General features: G+C 66.8%; 16 protein-coding genes. 12 read left to right on the top strand and 4 right to left on the bottom strand.

All coding sequences use genetic code 11. From position 1 onward, the window contains the following. The first annotated feature begins 37 nt into the window (after window positions 1–37). The 4 genes from ACORQU_RS13735 (at window position 38) to ACORQU_RS13750 (ending at window position 3,225) form a co-directional block, all read left to right on the top strand. Window positions 38–862: a hypothetical protein gene (locus ACORQU_RS13735; protein WP_491641669.1), complete on the top strand. Its 825-nt coding sequence runs from the start codon at window positions 38–40 to the stop codon at window positions 860–862. A gap of 107 nt (window positions 863–969) precedes the next feature. After that, entirely contained in the window at window positions 970–2,151 is a 1,182-nt protein-coding gene (locus ACORQU_RS13740; RefSeq protein ID WP_491641670.1) for a TrbL/VirB6 family protein, read from the top strand. A gap of 41 nt (window positions 2,152–2,192) precedes the next feature. After that, window positions 2,193–2,696, top strand: a complete 504-nt coding sequence (locus ACORQU_RS13745) for a DUF4189 domain-containing protein (protein ID WP_491641671.1) — start codon at window positions 2,193–2,195, stop codon at window positions 2,694–2,696. 199 nt (window positions 2,697–2,895) lie between these two features. Continuing rightward, window positions 2,896–3,225 carry a hypothetical protein gene (locus ACORQU_RS13750; RefSeq protein WP_491641672.1) on the top strand — a complete coding sequence of 110 codons (330 nt, stop codon included), beginning with the start codon at window positions 2,896–2,898 and terminating at the stop codon, window positions 3,223–3,225. Window positions 3,226–3,291: 66 nt separating this feature from the next. Here the strand turns inward: ACORQU_RS13750 and ACORQU_RS13755 are convergent, their stop codons facing one another. The 3 genes from ACORQU_RS13755 to ACORQU_RS13765 all read right to left on the bottom strand — a co-directional run bounded on the left by ACORQU_RS13755 (window position 3,292) and on the right by ACORQU_RS13765 (window position 6,345). After that, window positions 3,292–3,633 carry a lipid-A-disaccharide synthase N-terminal domain-containing protein gene (locus tag ACORQU_RS13755; protein WP_491641673.1) on the bottom strand — a complete coding sequence of 114 codons (342 nt, stop codon included), beginning with the start codon at window positions 3,631–3,633 and terminating at the stop codon, window positions 3,292–3,294. Between the two features lie 96 nt (window positions 3,634–3,729). Next, the gene (locus ACORQU_RS13760; RefSeq protein ID WP_491641674.1) at window positions 3,730–4,452 is read right to left on the bottom strand and encodes a glycosyltransferase family 2 protein; all 723 of its coding nucleotides are present in this window, start codon (window positions 4,450–4,452) and stop codon (window positions 3,730–3,732) included. A gap of 207 nt (window positions 4,453–4,659) precedes the next feature. After that, complete coding sequence (locus ACORQU_RS13765) at window positions 4,660–6,345, bottom strand: electron transfer flavoprotein-ubiquinone oxidoreductase (RefSeq protein ID WP_491641675.1); 1,686 nt, start codon at window positions 6,343–6,345, stop codon at window positions 4,660–4,662. A gap of 233 nt (window positions 6,346–6,578) precedes the next feature. Between ACORQU_RS13765 and acnD the strand changes: the two genes are divergently transcribed. From acnD to hflX, 6 genes are all read left to right on the top strand, one after another. After that, window positions 6,579–9,188: a Fe/S-dependent 2-methylisocitrate dehydratase AcnD gene (gene acnD, locus ACORQU_RS13770; RefSeq protein ID WP_491641677.1), complete on the top strand. Its 2,610-nt coding sequence runs from the start codon at window positions 6,579–6,581 to the stop codon at window positions 9,186–9,188. A 3-nt stretch (window positions 9,189–9,191) separates the two neighbouring features. Next, window positions 9,192–9,827: a 2'-5' RNA ligase family protein gene (locus ACORQU_RS13775; RefSeq protein WP_491641678.1), complete on the top strand. Its 636-nt coding sequence runs from the start codon at window positions 9,192–9,194 to the stop codon at window positions 9,825–9,827. 38 nt (window positions 9,828–9,865) lie between these two features. Then, entirely contained in the window at window positions 9,866–11,053 is a 1,188-nt protein-coding gene (gene prpF / locus ACORQU_RS13780; protein ID WP_491641679.1) for a 2-methylaconitate cis-trans isomerase PrpF, read from the top strand. A 317-nt stretch (window positions 11,054–11,370) separates the two neighbouring features. After that, entirely contained in the window at window positions 11,371–12,327 is a 957-nt protein-coding gene (gene miaA, locus ACORQU_RS13785) for a tRNA (adenosine(37)-N6)-dimethylallyltransferase MiaA (RefSeq protein ID WP_491641680.1), read from the top strand. A 150-nt stretch (window positions 12,328–12,477) separates the two neighbouring features. Next, window positions 12,478–12,762, top strand: coding sequence for an RNA chaperone Hfq (gene hfq, locus ACORQU_RS13790; RefSeq protein ID WP_491641682.1), 285 nt, complete (start codon window positions 12,478–12,480; stop codon window positions 12,760–12,762). Window positions 12,763–12,896: 134 nt separating this feature from the next. Beyond that, the gene (gene hflX, locus ACORQU_RS13795) at window positions 12,897–14,255 is read left to right on the top strand and encodes a ribosome rescue GTPase HflX (protein ID WP_491641684.1); all 1,359 of its coding nucleotides are present in this window, start codon (window positions 12,897–12,899) and stop codon (window positions 14,253–14,255) included. A gap of 25 nt (window positions 14,256–14,280) precedes the next feature. Here the strand turns inward: hflX and ACORQU_RS13800 are convergent, their stop codons facing one another. After that, window positions 14,281–14,844 carry an N-acetylmuramoyl-L-alanine amidase gene (locus ACORQU_RS13800; RefSeq protein ID WP_491641685.1) on the bottom strand — a complete coding sequence of 188 codons (564 nt, stop codon included), beginning with the start codon at window positions 14,842–14,844 and terminating at the stop codon, window positions 14,281–14,283. Window positions 14,845–14,930: 86 nt separating this feature from the next. Here ACORQU_RS13800 and ACORQU_RS13805 point away from each other — a divergent pair, with 86 nt between their 5' ends. Both ACORQU_RS13805 and ACORQU_RS13810 read left to right on the top strand, forming a co-directional pair. Then, a complete protein-coding gene (locus ACORQU_RS13805) occupies window positions 14,931–15,422 on the top strand; it encodes an MOSC domain-containing protein (RefSeq protein WP_491641686.1) in 492 nt (163 codons plus the stop codon). After that, window positions 15,419–15,946, top strand: coding sequence for a YqiA/YcfP family alpha/beta fold hydrolase (locus ACORQU_RS13810; protein WP_271646686.1), 528 nt, complete (start codon window positions 15,419–15,421; stop codon window positions 15,944–15,946). The genes ACORQU_RS13805 and ACORQU_RS13810 overlap by 4 nt, the downstream gene beginning before the upstream one ends. Window positions 15,947–15,974: the final 28 nt, after the last annotated feature.

Here is a 15,974-nt window from a genome sequence, read left to right on the forward strand (position 1 = left end):
CTCATTCTAGTTCAAGGAAATAATGAGGATTTTTGGCATGAATTCTTCAGCCTCGACAAGTAAAAAACCCATGCGCCGAGTCAGATCGTATATTGCATTGTTGCTGGTGCCGCTGTTGTCCCTCGCGCGTCCAGCAGGGGCACAGGTAGTTGTGACCGATCCTGGCAATACCACGGTGAGCAAGGGCGCGCTCTCCGGGCAGCTTAGCGAGTACGGTGAAACAGCGGCGCGGTGGGCCGAGCGCCTCAAGCAGTGGAACGAGACGTTTTCCCATTATCAGCAGCAGATCGCTGCAATGCAGAGTCTGCTCAACGCCGCTGATTTGAAATTCCCGGTCTCTCTGCTGGATGGCCCGCTTGCCGCAATCGATCCGGACGATGGCGTGGAGCAGCGCTGCCACCCCTCGGCGAGTGGATTGAGCGTGGCCAGCATTCTCGGAGCTTTGAGTCAGCAGCTGAACCTGACCAACAGCAAGGACATCGTGGGCCAGCAGCGTGAGCTGTGCTCCAAGATGGTGATGATGGAGAACATGAAATACAACGAGGCCGTGGCGTTGATCAACGACACGATGCCCAAAATGACGGATCAATACACCAAGATCATGACTAACGTGCAGACCGTGATCGGCGACACGCAGGGCAATCAGGATCAGAAGGCCAATGATATTGCCGTTGTTGATGCCCAGACCCAGGCGCAGTTTCGCGCGTTCGAGGCGCGGATGAATCAGTACAACGCCTATATCACCGCACTGGAGGCCAGACAGCGCGGCCTGGCGCAGATGGCGTTCAAGGGCGACAAAGGCGTGGTAGGGACGCTGGTCCAGACCACAGCGCTTGCTGGCGCCTTGAAGGTTAACGAGTAGAGGATGTCCGATGTGCTCAGGGACGAGTGCTGGAAATTCAGGGGGCCGGCGAGTGATCGCCAGGGTGCAGGCGCGACTGCAGCGACGCTACGGAGTGGGACCAGGTCATGAGTAGGTTGGAAAGTTCGTTCAATGCGCTGGTATCTGGATTTGATGGGGGCGTGACGCCGCTGGCATCGGTCAGCGATTTCGTTTTCTTCAAGCTGATCCTTGACTACCTGCACAAGCAGATCACCATCTACGGTGACCAGTTGCTCTCGCGGACCATGGCATGGGCCGGCGCGGTGGCGCTGCTACTGCTGACGATCTGGGTGCTGGTCCAGGGATTCCGTATCGCGACAGGACGCACGACCGATTCAATGATGGCGCTCGTGATCAATGCCTCGAAGGCGACCCTGATCGTGAGCGTGGCCACTTCGATGGCCATGTTCGGGACGAATATGCAGACATTCCTGAGCCAGGACCTGCCCAACGACATCACCCGGATGGTCACCGGTGAGCATGAGTCCGCCGCAGACCAGATCGATGAAAACATGGGGTGGATGTCGGTGGCGCTGACCGCCATCGATGCGATCGACGTGGCCGGTGATCCGACACTTGATTCGCAGAAGGGCAGGGCGATGCTGTTCACCACGCTTGGAACAGGCGGGCCTGCGCTTGTGGCCGGTACGATGTTGCTGTTGTATGAGATCGCGATCGCGCTTTTCGTTGGATTCGGTCCGATCTTCGTACTGTGCCTACTCTTCGAGGCCACTAAATCGCTGTTCCAGCGATGGCTCTTTTATGGGCTTGGCACGATGTTCTCGATGGCCGTGCTTGCGGTGATGACGAGCATCGCCCTGAAGATGGTCACCGCGGTTGCCGAGGCCTTCTGGGCGACGACCCTCGCCGGGACCCTGGTGGGGTCCAACTTCACCGACGGTATCAGCAGCCAGGCCATGCAGCAGGGCGGCATGGGGCTGATCCTCACAACCCTGATCCTGACCACGCCCCCTATGGCGGCGATGTTCTTTCAGGGTACGTTGGGTCAGTTTGCGGCTTACTCCACCATCGGTGGCCATTTAGCCCAACAAGGCGGTGCCCCGGGGGGGCATCCGGCTAATGGTGGTGGCGGCGGATATGGCTCCGGATACGGCGGAAATTCTTATGCTTACAACGAGTCTCCAAGAGATTCACACCCCCAGTCATCTAAAGTGGATTCCAGCCGTTACACAGCGGGGCTGCCGACGACGCGCGCTGTTGAAGGGCGTGGTGCACACGGTGCTGCGAACAAGATTGATAGGACTTGACGGTCACAAGGGGCAGGTTGGGGCTGCCATCTGGAGGTGCCATGTTGCTGCGCCATAAAGTCGCATACGGGTTGTTGCTTGCGATCGCCGCTGGCGGTCTGGCGGCGCAGCAGCGGCCGGGAGGAAATGGGCCGTTGCCAGGTGATCCGGGCTATGGCAATGGCGCAAGCCAGTCCCAACTTCCTCCGCCGCCGCCACGTCCCCGCGGGCAGTGGATAAAAACTTGGGGCGCGGTGGCCAACGGAAGCAACGGCGAGGGCGGAGTCTCGGTCGGGATGCTTACCAAGGCGGCTGCCGAAGACGAAGCCATCGCACAGTGCGTCCGGGGTGGCGGGCAGTCATGCCGTCCTTCCTTCACGTACTACAACCAATGTGTCGCCATTCTTCAGGCCGTCTCCAATTCGGTGACTGATACGATACAAAGCGCGGAGTCCGTCGAGGTTGCTGCAAAATTGGGGAGGCCAAAATGCAGCAACGATAACAAGGGGGCCGAGTGCCATGTTGTGTACTCAGCCTGTTCGGATCCTATCTTTCGTAGTTTCTAGTCGTAATCGTTCGATAAGGAGCACGGCCGGTCATGAATTTGTTCTGGCATGCCTTGTAGCTATTTACGAGGTGCGTCGCATCGGCGCGTGCGTCAAGTGCAGTTGTCTCGCTGGTTGCGAAGGCCCTTACTAGGCGGTGGCGCCCGGGTACGGAACGCAACAGGAACTTGCGTCATCTGATTCAGTGAAAGGAGGTTCTATGAAATGGCTTTCCCCGCATAACGGTTTGGTAGCGGCTGGTCTGGTGGTGATGGGGGCCTTGCTGGCGCCTGCGCCCGCAAAGGCCGGTGATCCTTGTGCCACGGTGCTGTGCCTGGCTGGCAAGATGGAGGGCGGTGATGGCGGCCCTGCGTGCGTCGAGCCGATCCAGTCCTACTTCGCAATCGCGATCTACGACTATTCCGGATTTGATGCGCCCGCAACTTCGGCTGCTCGCATGATCTACCTGCAGGCGTGCGCCACCGAGCATCTGGGGCAGAAGGAGGCCGTCAATGCGGTCTACGGCACCCAGCAGTTCGCGCCGCCGTAAGCCGCCAGGCGCGGCGATACGTTTCGAGGGCCGGCCCTTGTGCCGGCCTTCAGCGTTCTAGCAGGACTAGTGCCCCGCCCGATCCCGCTTCCAGCCGCGGTGCTTGATGTCCAGGTACAGGCTGTAGCTGGCGGTGAAGGCGGGGAATAGGTTCTGTAGCACGCCCACCGAGTCCTGCTTGGCCGAGAACACGAAGTAGCTCAGGGTCATGAGGCTGCCCAGGACGCTCATGTACCAGAACAAGCGCGGGATGACGGGTTTGCCGGCGCGCTTGGAGGCGACGAACTGGACCAGCCAGCGACCGCCGAACATCAGGGCACCGGTGTAGCCGATGAGCTTCCAGCCGGTGATGTGCAGGCCGGTCCAGAACAGCCAGGTGATGGGTTGGTCCAGGAAGGGGATGTCCATGTCGGCTCAGTTTGGTGCGTGCGCATCGCGCGTGCATTGAGGGGTATTGCGAGGTGCGCGACGCGCCTGCCGTCAATCGCGGGCTAGCAAACCGGGCTAGAGTTCCCGCACCGCGGTGCGCTTGCTGCGCGTGATCAGCCAGGCGACGCCGCGCAAATCGCGGATGCCGACCAGGGCGCGCTGCAGGTTGTTGTACTTGGACACGCCGCCGCCGCGCGGGCGATGGTTGACCGGAACGCTGATCGTCTTCCAACCGGCGCGCTGCATCAGTGCGGGCAGGTAGCGGTGCATGTGGTCGAAGTAGGGCAGGTCCAGGAAAGCGGCGCGCTCGAAGAGCTTGGTGCCGCAGCCGGTGTCGGGGGTGTCGTCGTGGAGCATGCGCACGCGGATGGCGTTGGCGTATTTGGACGCCCAGCGCTTGCTGCCGCTGTCCTTGCGGTCCACGCGCCAGCCGGCGTAGAGCTTGACCGCCGGGTCCCCAGCGTCGCGTGCGGCCAGCAGCTTGGGCAGGTCTGCCGGGTCGTTCTGGCCGTCTCCGTCCAGGGTCGCAATCCAGGCACCGCGCGCGGCTTTGACGCCGGTGCGGATGGCCGTGCTCTGGCCGCTCTGGATGACGTGCTGGAGGATGCGCAATTCCGGCACTTCGGACTTGAGGGCCTGGAGTGTGGCAACGGTATCGTCGCGGGAGTGGTCGTCCACATAGACGATCTCGAAGGGGACCACGCCACGCAGGGCGGCGACGATCTCGCGGACGAGCGGGGCAGTATTGTCGCGCTCGTTAAAGACCGGCACGACGACGGAAAGGGCTGGGGTCTGCATAATGCGCATTATCCGGCTTTTCCACCGGGCAGGGTCTGGTCGCGGTGCTGACGCTCGGAGGAGCTAGCGTCAGGCGGGCTCCATGGGAGCCGGCCGCTGTCAGAGTTTTGTGGGAATGGCCATGTCGATCGGTGCGCGCGGCGGGAACCGGGTGCATGGCGACGGCGGCGCGCCGAGGTGGCGCGCACGGTGAGAGGTAACGGGTCGCTACATGCCCGAATAGTTCGGTCCACCGCCGCCCTGCGGGGCGACCCAGACGATGTTCTGGGTAGGGTCCTTGATGTCGCAGGTCTTGCAGTGCACGCAGTTCTGCGCGTTGATCTGCAGCCGTTGGCCGCCTCCGTCGGCGTCGACGAATTCGTAGACCCCGGCCGGGCAATAGCGCGCCTCCGGCCCCGCGTAGGTGGCCAGATTGACGTCCACTGGCACGGAAGGATCCTTCAGGGTCAGGTGGGCGGGCTGGTGCTCGTCGTGGTTGGTGCTGGACAGGAACACCGAGCTGAGCCGGTCGAAGGTCAGCGTGCCGTCCGGCTTGAGATAGGTGATGCGTGGCTGGCGGTCGGCCGGCAGCAGGCAGGCGTAGTCGGGTTGGGTGCGGTGGAGCGTCCAGGGCGGGGTGCGCACGCCCAGCTTGGGCAGCAGCCACTGTTCGATGCCGGTCATCAGGGTCGCGGTGGTACGGCCCTTCTTGAACCACTGCTTGAAGTTCTTGGCCTGCTTGAGCTCGTCGTGCAGCCAACTGGCCTCGAACGCAGCTGGGTAGGCGTTCAGCTCATCGGCACTGCGGCCTTCGCCCAGGGCCGCGAAGGCAGCCTCGGCCGCCAGCATGCCGGTCTTGATCGCCGCGTGGCTGCCCTTGATGCGGCTGGCGTTGAGCGTGCCGGCTTCGCAGCCGACCAGGGCGCCGCCGGGGAACACCAGCTTGGGCAGCGACAGCAGGCCGCCGGCGGTGATCGAGCGGGCGCCGTAGCCGATGCGCTTGCCGCCTTCCAGGTATTTGCGGATCGCCGGATGGGTCTTGAAGCGCTGGAACTCCTCGAATGGACTCAGCCACGGGTTCTTGTAGTCCAGGCCCACCACCAGGCCGATGGCGACCTTGCCGTCCTCGGCGTGGTACAGGAACGAGCCGCCATAGGTGTCATCGGTGAGCGGCCAGCCGGCGGTGTGGACCACCAGGCCGGGCTCGTGGCGGCTCGGATCGACCTGCCATAGCTCCTTGATGCCGATGCCATAGGCCTGCGGGTCCTTGCCAGCGTCTAGCGAGAACCTGTCCATCAGCTGGCGCCCCAGCTGGCCGCGCGAGCCCTCGGCGAAGATCGTGTACTTGGCGTGCAACTCCATGCCGAGCTGGAAGTCGGCCGTCGGCGCGCCATCCTTGCCCAGCCCCATATTGCCGGTGGCCACGCCCTTGACCGCGCCAGCCTCGGTGTAGAGGAGCTCGGCGGCGGCGAAGCCTGGGAAGATCTCCACGCCCAGCGCCTCGGCCTGCTGGGCCAGCCAGCGCACCAGTGCGCCCAGGCTGATGATGTAGTTGCCGTGGTTCTTGAAACAGTCCGGCAGTAAGAAGTCCGGCGTGGCCTTGGCGCTGGACTCGTCCAGGAACAGGAATTCGTCGCGGGTCACCGCCTGCTTGAGCGGGGCGCCCTGTTCCTGCCAGTCCGGGATCAGCTCGGTCAGCGCGCGCGGGTCCATGATCGCGCCGGAGAGGATGTGGGCGCCGGGCTCGGAGCCCTTCTCCAGCACGCACACCGAGACCTCGTTGCCAGCCTGTGCGGCCAGCTGTTTGAGCCGGATCGCCGTGGCCAGGCCACCGGGGCCTGCGCCCACCACGACCACGTCGTATTCCATGGATTCGCGGGGACCGTACTGGGCAAGGAGGGCTTCCGGGGTCATCGGCTGTGCTCCGGCTTTGGGCATGGCGAAAGGGGCGCCATCATAACCAAGCCAACCGAACAAGCGTTTGAATTCCTGCCGCCGAGGCCGTGTCACGACAGGTTGATTGGTTCACTCAAGATTGATCAATGCATCGGCCGGTGCCAGATTTGGCGCCCGGTCGCGGACGGGCGTCGCGCGCTTCGTCGTCTCCCCGGCCGGCCCAACGCAAGATCTGATTTCAGGATCCCGCCATGAACACTGCTTATCGCATCCCGCTTCCCGGCACTGCGCTGGACTATGTCGATGCCCGCGCCGCGGTCGAGGCGCGCAGGGCCGGCGCCTGGGCCGGGCTGCCCTATACGGCGCGGGTCCACGCCGAAAACCTGGTGCGCTGTGCAGATCCCACGCGCCTTGGCGATTACCTGGACCAGCTGATCGAGCGTCGACGCGACCTGGACTTTCCGTGGTTCCCCGCGCGCGTGGTCTGCCACGACATCCTGGGCCAGACCGCGCTGGTGGACCTGGCCGGCCTGCGCGATGCCATCGCCGAACAGGGCGGCGACCCTGCCCAGGTCAATCCGGTGGTGCCGGTGCAACTGATCGTGGACCACTCGCTGGCGGTGGAATGCGGTGGCACCGATCCCCAGGCCTTCGCCAAGAACCGCGTGATCGAAGACCGCCGCAATGCCGATCGCTTCGACTTCATCGACTGGACGGCCAAGGCCTTCCACAACGTGGAAGTCATCCCGCCGGGCAACGGGATCATGCATCAGATCAATCTGGAGAAGATGTCTCCGGTCATCTACGTGCGCGACGGCGTGGCCTTCCCCGATACCTGCGTGGGCACCGACAGCCACACCCCGCATGTGGATGCGCTGGGCGTGATCGCCGTGGGTGTGGGCGGCCTGGAAGCGGAGAACGTCATGCTGGGCCGCGCCTCGTGGATGCGCCTGCCGGACATCGTCGGCGTGCAGCTGACCGGCAAGCCGGGCGAGGGCATCACCTGTACCGACATCGTGCTGGCGCTGACCGAGTTCCTGCGCAAGGAAAAGGTGGTCGGCGCCTACCTCGAATTCTGCGGGCCGGGCGCGGCCACGTTGAGCATCGGCGACCGCGCGACCATCTCCAACATGTGCCCGGAATACGGCGCGACCGCCGCGCTGTTCCACATCGACCAGCAGACCCTGGACTACCTGCGCCTGACCGGCCGCGAGGAAGCGCAGGTGCAGCTGGTGGAAACCTACGCCAAGACCGCCGGGTTCTGGGCCGATGACCTGGTCACCGCGCAGTACGAGCGGACCTTGCAGTTCGACCTGTCCAGCGTGGATCGCACCCTGGCCGGGCCGTCCAACCCGCACCGGCGCCTGCCCACGCGGCTGCTGGCCGAGCGCGGCATCGCCGTGGACCTGGACAAGGCGCGCCAGGAGGAGGCCCAGGGCCTGATGCCTGATGGCGCCGTGGTGATCGCGGCGATCACCAGCTGTACCAACACCTCCAATCCGCGCAACGTCATTGCCGCCGGCCTGCTGGCGCGCAACGCCAATGCGCGCGGGCTGGGGCGCAAGCCCTGGGTGAAGACCTCGCTGGCACCGGGCTCCAAAGCGGTGCAGCTGTATCTGGAGGAGTCCGGCCTGCTGCCGGAGCTGGAGCAGCTGGGCTTTGGCATCGTCGGATTCGCCTGCACCACCTGCAACGGCATGAGCGGCGCGCTGGACCCCAAGATCCAGCAGGAAATCATCGATCGCGACCTGTATGCCACTGCCGTGCTCAGCGGCAACCGCAACTTCGACGGGCGCATCCACCCGTATGCCAAGCAGGCGTTCCTGGCCTCGCCGGCGCTGGTGATCGCCTATGCGATTGCCGGCACCGTGCGCTTCGATATCGAGAAGGACGTGCTGGGCGTCGACGCGGACGGCACGCCGATCACCTTGAAGGACCTGTGGCCCAGCGATGCGGAGGTCGATGCGGTGGTCAAGGCCAGCGTCAAACCCGAGCAGTTCCGCAAGGTTTACGGGCCGATGTTCGACGTGCGCGTGGAGCACGGCGAGAAGATCAGCCCGCTGTACGACTGGCGCGCGCAGAGCACCTACATCCGGCGTCCGCCGTACTGGGAAGGCGCGTTGGCCGGCGAGCGCACGCTGCGCGGGATGCGTCCGCTGGCGCTGCTGGGCGACAACATCACCACCGATCATCTCTCGCCGTCCAACGCGATCCTGGCCAGCAGCGCGGCCGGCGAATACCTCACCCACATGGGCGTGCCGGAGGAGGACTTCAATTCCTACGCCACCCATCGCGGCGACCACCTCACCGCGCAGCGGGCCACCTTCGCCAATCCCAAGCTGCTCAACGAGATGGCGGTGATCGACGGGGTGGAGACGCAGGGCTCGCTGGCGCGCATCGAGCCGGAGGGAGAGGTGGTGCGCATGTGGGAGGCGATCGAAACCTACATGCAGCGCCGCCAGCCGCTGATCATCATCGCCGGTGCCGACTACGGGCAGGGCAGCTCGCGCGACTGGGCGGCCAAGGGCGTGCGCCTGGCCGGCGTGGAGGCGATCGTGGCCGAGGGCTTCGAGCGCATCCATCGCACCAACCTGATCGGCATGGGCGTGCTGCCGCTCGAATTCCTGTCCGGCACCGACCGACGCACCCTGCAGCTGGACGGCACCGAAACCTATGAAGTGGTCGGCGCGCGCAGTCCGCGCGCCACGCTGACGCTGGTGATCCATCGCAAGACCGGCGAGGTGGTCGAGGTGCCGGTGACCTGTCGCCTGGATTCGGACGAGGAGGTCTCGATCTACGAAGCCGGCGGTGTGCTGCAGCGCTTCGCGCAGGACTTCCTGGAAGCGACCAAGGCCGCCTGAACGATGCTGCTCACCTACGACACGATGGCTCTGGATCCGGCGCGCCGGCCGCGCCCGGAGATGGCCTGGTCGCCCGGGCTGGGCGGGCATCGGCTGCTGTTCATTGCGCGTCCGGACGCGAGGATGCGCGAGGCCTTCGACACCGCCACGCGCGAGCACGGCATCCAGGCGCGGGTCGGGCTGGCCCTGTTTCCGCTGGTCAATTGGCACCAGACGCTGTCCGATCGTTTCATCGATACGCCGGAGGCCCGGGCCAAGCTGCTGCGCGCCGGGGGTCAGGTCGAGGCCGAAGGCTTCACCCTGGCCCTGGACCAGTGGCGGATCGCGCCCAACGCCCGTGACAGCGCCAACGTGGACCTGCGTTGCTCGCAACCGTCGGCGCCCCTGGCGTGCTTGTTTGCAGGGCTCAGGCGCGCGATGGGCGAGCAAGGCCTGGAGAGTGGCGCCGACCCGGTGCCGCACGTGACCCTGAGCTACCGCTTTGGCCACCATGCGCAGCGGCTCGAGGTGCGTCCGCTGCGGCCGATCCAGTGGACCATCGACAGCTTCGAGCTGGTGGTGGGAGGCGGCGACCCGTACCGCTACCGCATGCTGGGGCGCTGGCCCTTGCGCCCCAGCGCCTCGTCTGGCCGGGCGTGATCCCGGCGCGTTCCTGCCTCCGCACCAAGGACCTCTCCATGCCTTACGCCCCTCAGACCAGGATCCCGGCCACCTACATGCGCGGTGGCACCTCCAAGGGCGTGTTCTTTCGCCTGCAGGACCTGCCCGAGCGCGCCCAGGTGCCCGGCCCGGCGCGCGATGCGTTGCTGCAGCGGGTGATCGGCAGCCCGGATCCCTACGCCAAGCAGATCGATGGCATGGGGGGTGCCAGCTCCAGCACCAGCAAGGCGGTGATCGTCTCCACAAGCACGCGCGAGGGGCACGACGTCGATTATCTGTTCGGCCAGGTCGCCATCGACACGGCCTTCGTGGACTGGTCCGGCAACTGCGGCAACCTGTCTGCGGCGGTCGGGCCGTTTGCCATCGCCGCCGGACTGGTCGATGCGGACAAGGTGCCGCATGACGGTGTGTGCAGCGTCCGCATCTGGCAGGCCAACATCGGCAAGACCATCGTGGCGCATGTGCCGATCACGGCGGGCCAGGTGCAGGAGACCGGCGATTTCGAGCTGGACGGGGTCACCTTCCCGGCCGCGGAGGTGCAGCTGGAGTTTCTGGATCCGGCCGACGAAGGCGAGGACGGCGGGGCGATGTTCCCCACCGGCAACGTCGTGGACACGCTGGAGGTGCCGGGCGTGGGCAGCTTCCAGGCGACGATGATCAATGCCGGCATCCCGACGATCTTCCTCAACGCCGCCGACCTGGGCTACACCGGCAGCGAGCTGCAGGGCGCGATCAATGAGGATGCCGCCGCGCTGGCCAAGTTCGAGCGCATCCGCGCCCATGGTGCGGTCCGCATGGGGCTGATCCAGGACGTCGGCGAGGCGGCCAAGCGCCAGCACACGCCCAAGGTGGCGTTCGTTGCGCCGGCCGAGGGCTATACCGCTTCCAGCGGCAAGGTCGTGAGCGCCGACGACATCGACCTGCGCGTGCGCGCCATGTCCATGGGCAAGCTGCACCACGCGATGATGGGCACCGCAGCCGTAGCCATCGGCACGGCCGCGGCGATTCCCGGCACGCTGGTGAACCTGGCCGCTGGCAGCGGCGCGCGCGAGGCGGTGCGCTTCGGCCATCCGTCCGGCATGCTGCGCGTTGGCGCCGAGGCCCGGCAGGTCAACGGTCAGTGGACCGTGACCAAGGCGATCATGAGTCGCAGCGCGCGCATCCTGATGGAAGGCTGGGTGCGGGTGCCGGGCGACAGCTTCTGAGATCGCCGCGCTTGGAAGGAGCCGCCACGGCGGCGGTCGGGGGCTTGTCAGGAACGCCAAACACCAGCGGTCGCGGGCACGATTTAGCCGTTATCGGGCGAGCCTCATCGCCGCCATGGCGGCTCCCACGGGTGACGGGAAGCCCGTAGAGCCGAGCTTGCTCGGCTGGGGTGTTCCCGTGAACACCCCAGCCGAACAGGCCTTCCCACCGAAGCCCCCGCCGAGCAAGCTCGGCGCGACAAGTCAGAGTCGCATCGCGACCATCGCCGCTCCGCTTGCGATGGACCGAACCGGCATCGGCCCGCACACTGTCGCGCATGTCGAACCTGCTGTTGCCGCCTGCCATTGCCCTGCTGGGGCCGACCGCCTCGGGCAAGTCCGCACTGGCGCTGGAATGGGCGCAGCGGCTGGGCGGGGAGATCGTCAGCATCGATTCGGCGCTGGTCTATCGCGGCCTGGACATCGGCGCGGCCAAGCCCAGTGCCGTCGAACAGGCGCGGGTGCCGCACCACCTGATCGATGTGCGCGATCCCTGGCAGACCTATTCGGCCGCTGAGTTCGCGGCCGACGCGCGCACCGCGATCGCGGGCATCGTGTCGCGTGGGCGGATTCCGATTCTTGCCGGTGGCACCGGTTTGTATTTCCAGGCCCTAATCGAAGGGTTGGCCGAAATGCCCCAGGCCGATGCCGCCCTGCGCGCGGCCATCAGCGCCGATGCGGCGATGCGCGGCTGGCCCGCGCTGCATGCCGAACTGGCACAGGTCGATCCGCGCGCGGCCGCGAAGATCAAGCCGACCGATCCGCAGCGGATCCAGCGTGCGCTGGAGGTGTTCCGCCTGACCGGCACGCCGATCAGCACCTGGCAGGCCGAGGGTCGGCGTGGCCCTCGTCTGCCGGTCCGCCTGCTGCGCCTGGCCCTGGCCCCGGCCGAGCGTGTGGTGCTGCATGCCCGCATCGCGCAGCGTTTCGAGACCATGCTTGAGCAGGGCTTCCTCGAGGAGGTTCGTGCCCTGCGCGCGTTGCCGGCCATGCAGGCCGTTGCTGCGCCGCTGGATCTGCCGGCGGTGCGCGCGGTGGGTTACCGGCAGGCGTGGGAGTTCCTGGAGGGGCAGGGCGATGCTGACCAGTTCCGCGAGCGCGCGATCGCCGCAACCCGGCAACTGGCCAAGCGCCAGTTCACCTGGTTGCGCGGCCGGCCGGACCTGCGCTGGTTCGATCCGGCGACCCAGCGCGCCGGCCTGGAGGATGCGCTGGCCCTGTTCCTGGGTCGTTGAGCAAAGCTGTTTTCGATTCCGCGACGCGGTCGCTGGTCAATCCGTTCGCCTTGTGTAATATCGGTTGACCGGTCGTGGTTCGGGGAGCAGTCGCCACTGCCGGCCCATTACAAGAACAGTCCCATCGCAGAATGGGCGGGAGTTTTACGCATGTCCAAGGGGCAATCCCTGCAGGATCCTTTCCTGAACGCGCTGCGGCGCGAGCGGGTGCCGGTCTCGGTCTATCTGGTCAACGGCATCAAGCTGCAGGGCACCATCGAGTCGTTCGACCAGTTCGTGGTCCTGCTGCGCAACACGGTCAGCCAGATGGTCTACAAGCACGCGATCTCCACCGTGGTGCCGGCGCGCAACGTGCGCGTGGGACCGGGGGGCGGCTATGTGCAGCCAGGGGGCGAGGGCGGTGAGTTGCCGTCCGACGAGGCCGACGAGGCCTGATTCCCGGCGCCGGCAGCTCCGGCGTCCATTGGTCGGACAACCGGCTGCTGGCCACGGCCAGCGGTTGAACCCGGGCGTGGGCGTCACCATCCTGTGGTGTCTGTTTCCCAGTTGCGTAGCCGATGCCGACCGAGTTGTTTGAACGTTCCCGCCGTGGCGAACACGCGCTGCTGATCCAGCCGGTGCGTGGTGGATCCGCCGCAGTGACCACCGATGAGGATGCCGCCGAGGAGTTCACCGAGCTGGCGCGCTCGGCGGGTGCCACCATCGCCGCGATGATCACCGCGCGCGCCGACAAGCCCAGTCCTTCGACCTTCATCGGCAGCGGCAAGCTGGAGGAGGTCAAGGCCGCGGCCGACGCCAGCGGCGCCGACCTGATCCTGGTCAACCATTCCCTGACGCCAGGCCAGGAGCGCAACCTGGAAAAGGCGCTGGAGCGGCGGGTGCTGGATCGCACCGGGTTGATCCTGGACATCTTCGCCCAGCGCGCGCGCAGCCACGAAGGCAAGCTCCAGGTCGAGCTGGCCCAGCTCAAGCACATCGCCACACGCCTAGTGCGTGGCTGGACCCACCTGGAGCGCCAGCGCGGTGGTTCCATCGGTCTGCGCGGCCCGGGTGAAACCCAGCTGGAAACCGACCGCCGCCTGCTGCAGAAGCGCGTGGATCAGCTGCAGAAGCGGCTGGAGAAGGTCGAGGTGCAGCACACCCAGATGCGCCGTGCGCGCGTGCGCAGCGAGCTGCCGCGCGTGGCCCTGGTGGGTTACACCAATGCCGGCAAGTCGACGCTGTTCAATGCCATCACCGGCGCGCAGGCTTACGCTGCGGACCAGTTGTTCGCCACCCTGGACCCGACCGTGCGCCGGGTGAACCTGCCCGGCGGTGGCGTCGTCCTGGCCGATACGGTGGGCTTTGTGCGCGACCTGCCGCACGAGCTGGTCGCGGCCTTCCGCTCGACCCTGTCCGAGGCGCGCGAAGCCGACCTGCTGCTGCACGTGGTCGATGCGGCCGACCCGTTGCGCGAGGAGCGCATGGCCCAGGTGGATCTGGTGCTGGGCGAGATCGGCGCAGGAGACATTCCCCAGCTGCTGGTGTTCAACAAGATCGACCGGATCGACGACGCCCAGCCGCGCCACGATGCGCCCGAAGGCGACCTGGACGAGGAAACCGAACCGGGTACCGTCGGCCTGGCTCGCGAGCGGGTGTGGATCTCCGCGCGCGATGGCGTCGGGCTGGAGCTGCTGGAGGCCGCGCTGGCCCAGCGCCTGGGTCTGCAGCGCATCCGCGGCGAGGTGAGCCTGCCGCATTCGGCCGGCCGCCTGCGCGCACGCCTGCACGACCTGTCGGCGATCCGCGCCGAGGACCATGACGAATCCGGCTGGCGCCTGACCCTGGACATGGCCCGCGGCGATGCCGAGAAGCTGCTTTCCCAGCCCGGTGGCGACGCCTTGCGTGGCCTGCTGCCAGCCGTCGAAGCGGAGCACTGGGAAGCCTGAGACCCGGCGCTGCGCAGGCTGGCCGTCAGGGCACCAGGCGCTCCAGCGGCACCTGCGCCAGGACGGCGTCCCATGGGAACAGCGGGCCGGGATCGCGTTTGCGCGGCACGCGGACTGACGGGTCGTCCTCGGCCGGCACCTGCGTGGTATCCAGGTCCTCGTGCCCGGCGATGAAGCGCAGGGCCGGCAGTGTCTGGCGCAGCTGTGTCAGCAGGGCGACCAGGGCCGTGATCTGGACCGACGGGTAGGGCTCGTCCATGGCCTGGTGGCTGACATGCAACCAGTGCGGCCAGCGCCCGGTGTTGACCAGTTCGATCCCGACCGAGCGCGGGTTCCAGCCGCGCACTTGGTGGGCGACCCGCTCGGGCGGGATCCAGCACTGGGTCGCGCCGTTGCGGTCGATGTACCAGTGGCCGCTGTTGCCGGTACCCGAGGCGTAGCGCACCTGCTCACCGTACTGACGCGCGGTGGCCAGGTCGGGCAGCTCGGTGCAGTGGATGACGACCAGGTCGATCTGGTCCAGCGGGCGGGCCTCGAGCAGGCCCGCGTAGGGCAGTGGATCGAGCGGAATCAGTGCGGCGTGCGGCATGCCCGGGATGCTACACGTCCCGGGTGGCCGGGCGCGGCGCGTTAGACTGCGCACCCCCGGCCGCGCGCTGTCGCCCCTGTCCTGCCATGCCTTTTAACCCCGATTCCCCTCTGGCCAAGCTGATGGCCACCTTGCCGCGTGCCGGCGTGGTGGACTGGATCGGTGTGCGTCCGGCGCGCGATGTGCCCATGATCGCCGCCGAGCGCGTCCAGGCCGTCGCCGGCGCTGGCGTGACCGGCGACCGCTACAAGGGCGGCAGCGGCAAGCGCGGGCTGACCCTGATCCAGGCCGAGCACCTGCCGGTGATCGCCGCCCTGGCCGGACTGGACGCGGTGGAGGTCGCCACCCTGCGCCGCAACGTGCTGGTCTCGGGCATTCCGCTGATTGCGTTGAAGGAGCGCCGCTTCCGCATCGGCGGGGTGGTGCTGGAAGGCACCGAGCCCTGCGACCCGTGCTCGCGCATGGAGGACGCGCTCGGGCCCGGCGGCTACAACGCCATGCGCGGCCACGGCGGCCTGTGCGCCCGGATCGTCGAAGGCGGCACCTTCGCCGTCGGCGATGCGGTGGTGCCGCTGTGATCCGCGGCCACGTCATCCTCTCGCACGGGTTCGAAAGCGGGCCCGAGGCGACCAAGGTCACCGCGCTGGCACAGGTCGCCGAGGCGGCCGGCTGGAGCCACGAACGCCCCGATTACACCGACCTGGACAGCCGCAGCGACATCAGCGAGCTGGGCGATGTCGGTGCGCGCCTGGTGCGCCTGCGCACGCTGGCCGCGGCCGCGGCCAAAAAGGGGCCGCTGGTGCTGGTCGGCTCCAGCCTGGGGTCTTACATCTCTGCGCAGGTGTCGTTGCTTGTGCCGGTGCATGCGCTGTTCCTGATGGCGCCGCCGACCATCCTGGGCCCCATGCCGGCGCTGGATGCCGCGCAGGTGCCGGTCTCGATCATCCACGGCTGGGACGACGAACTGATCCCGGCCAAGCACGTCATCGACTGGGCGCAGGCGCGTCGTGCGCGCCTGCTGATGGTCGATGACGACCATCGCCTGGCCGCTCACGTGGACGCGGCCGCACAGGCGTTCGCCGCGCTGTTGGCCGGGCTGTGACCGCCCTTGCGGCATGCGTGCCGATTTC

The organism is Pseudoxanthomonas sp. JC1303 (assembly GCF_058448525.1).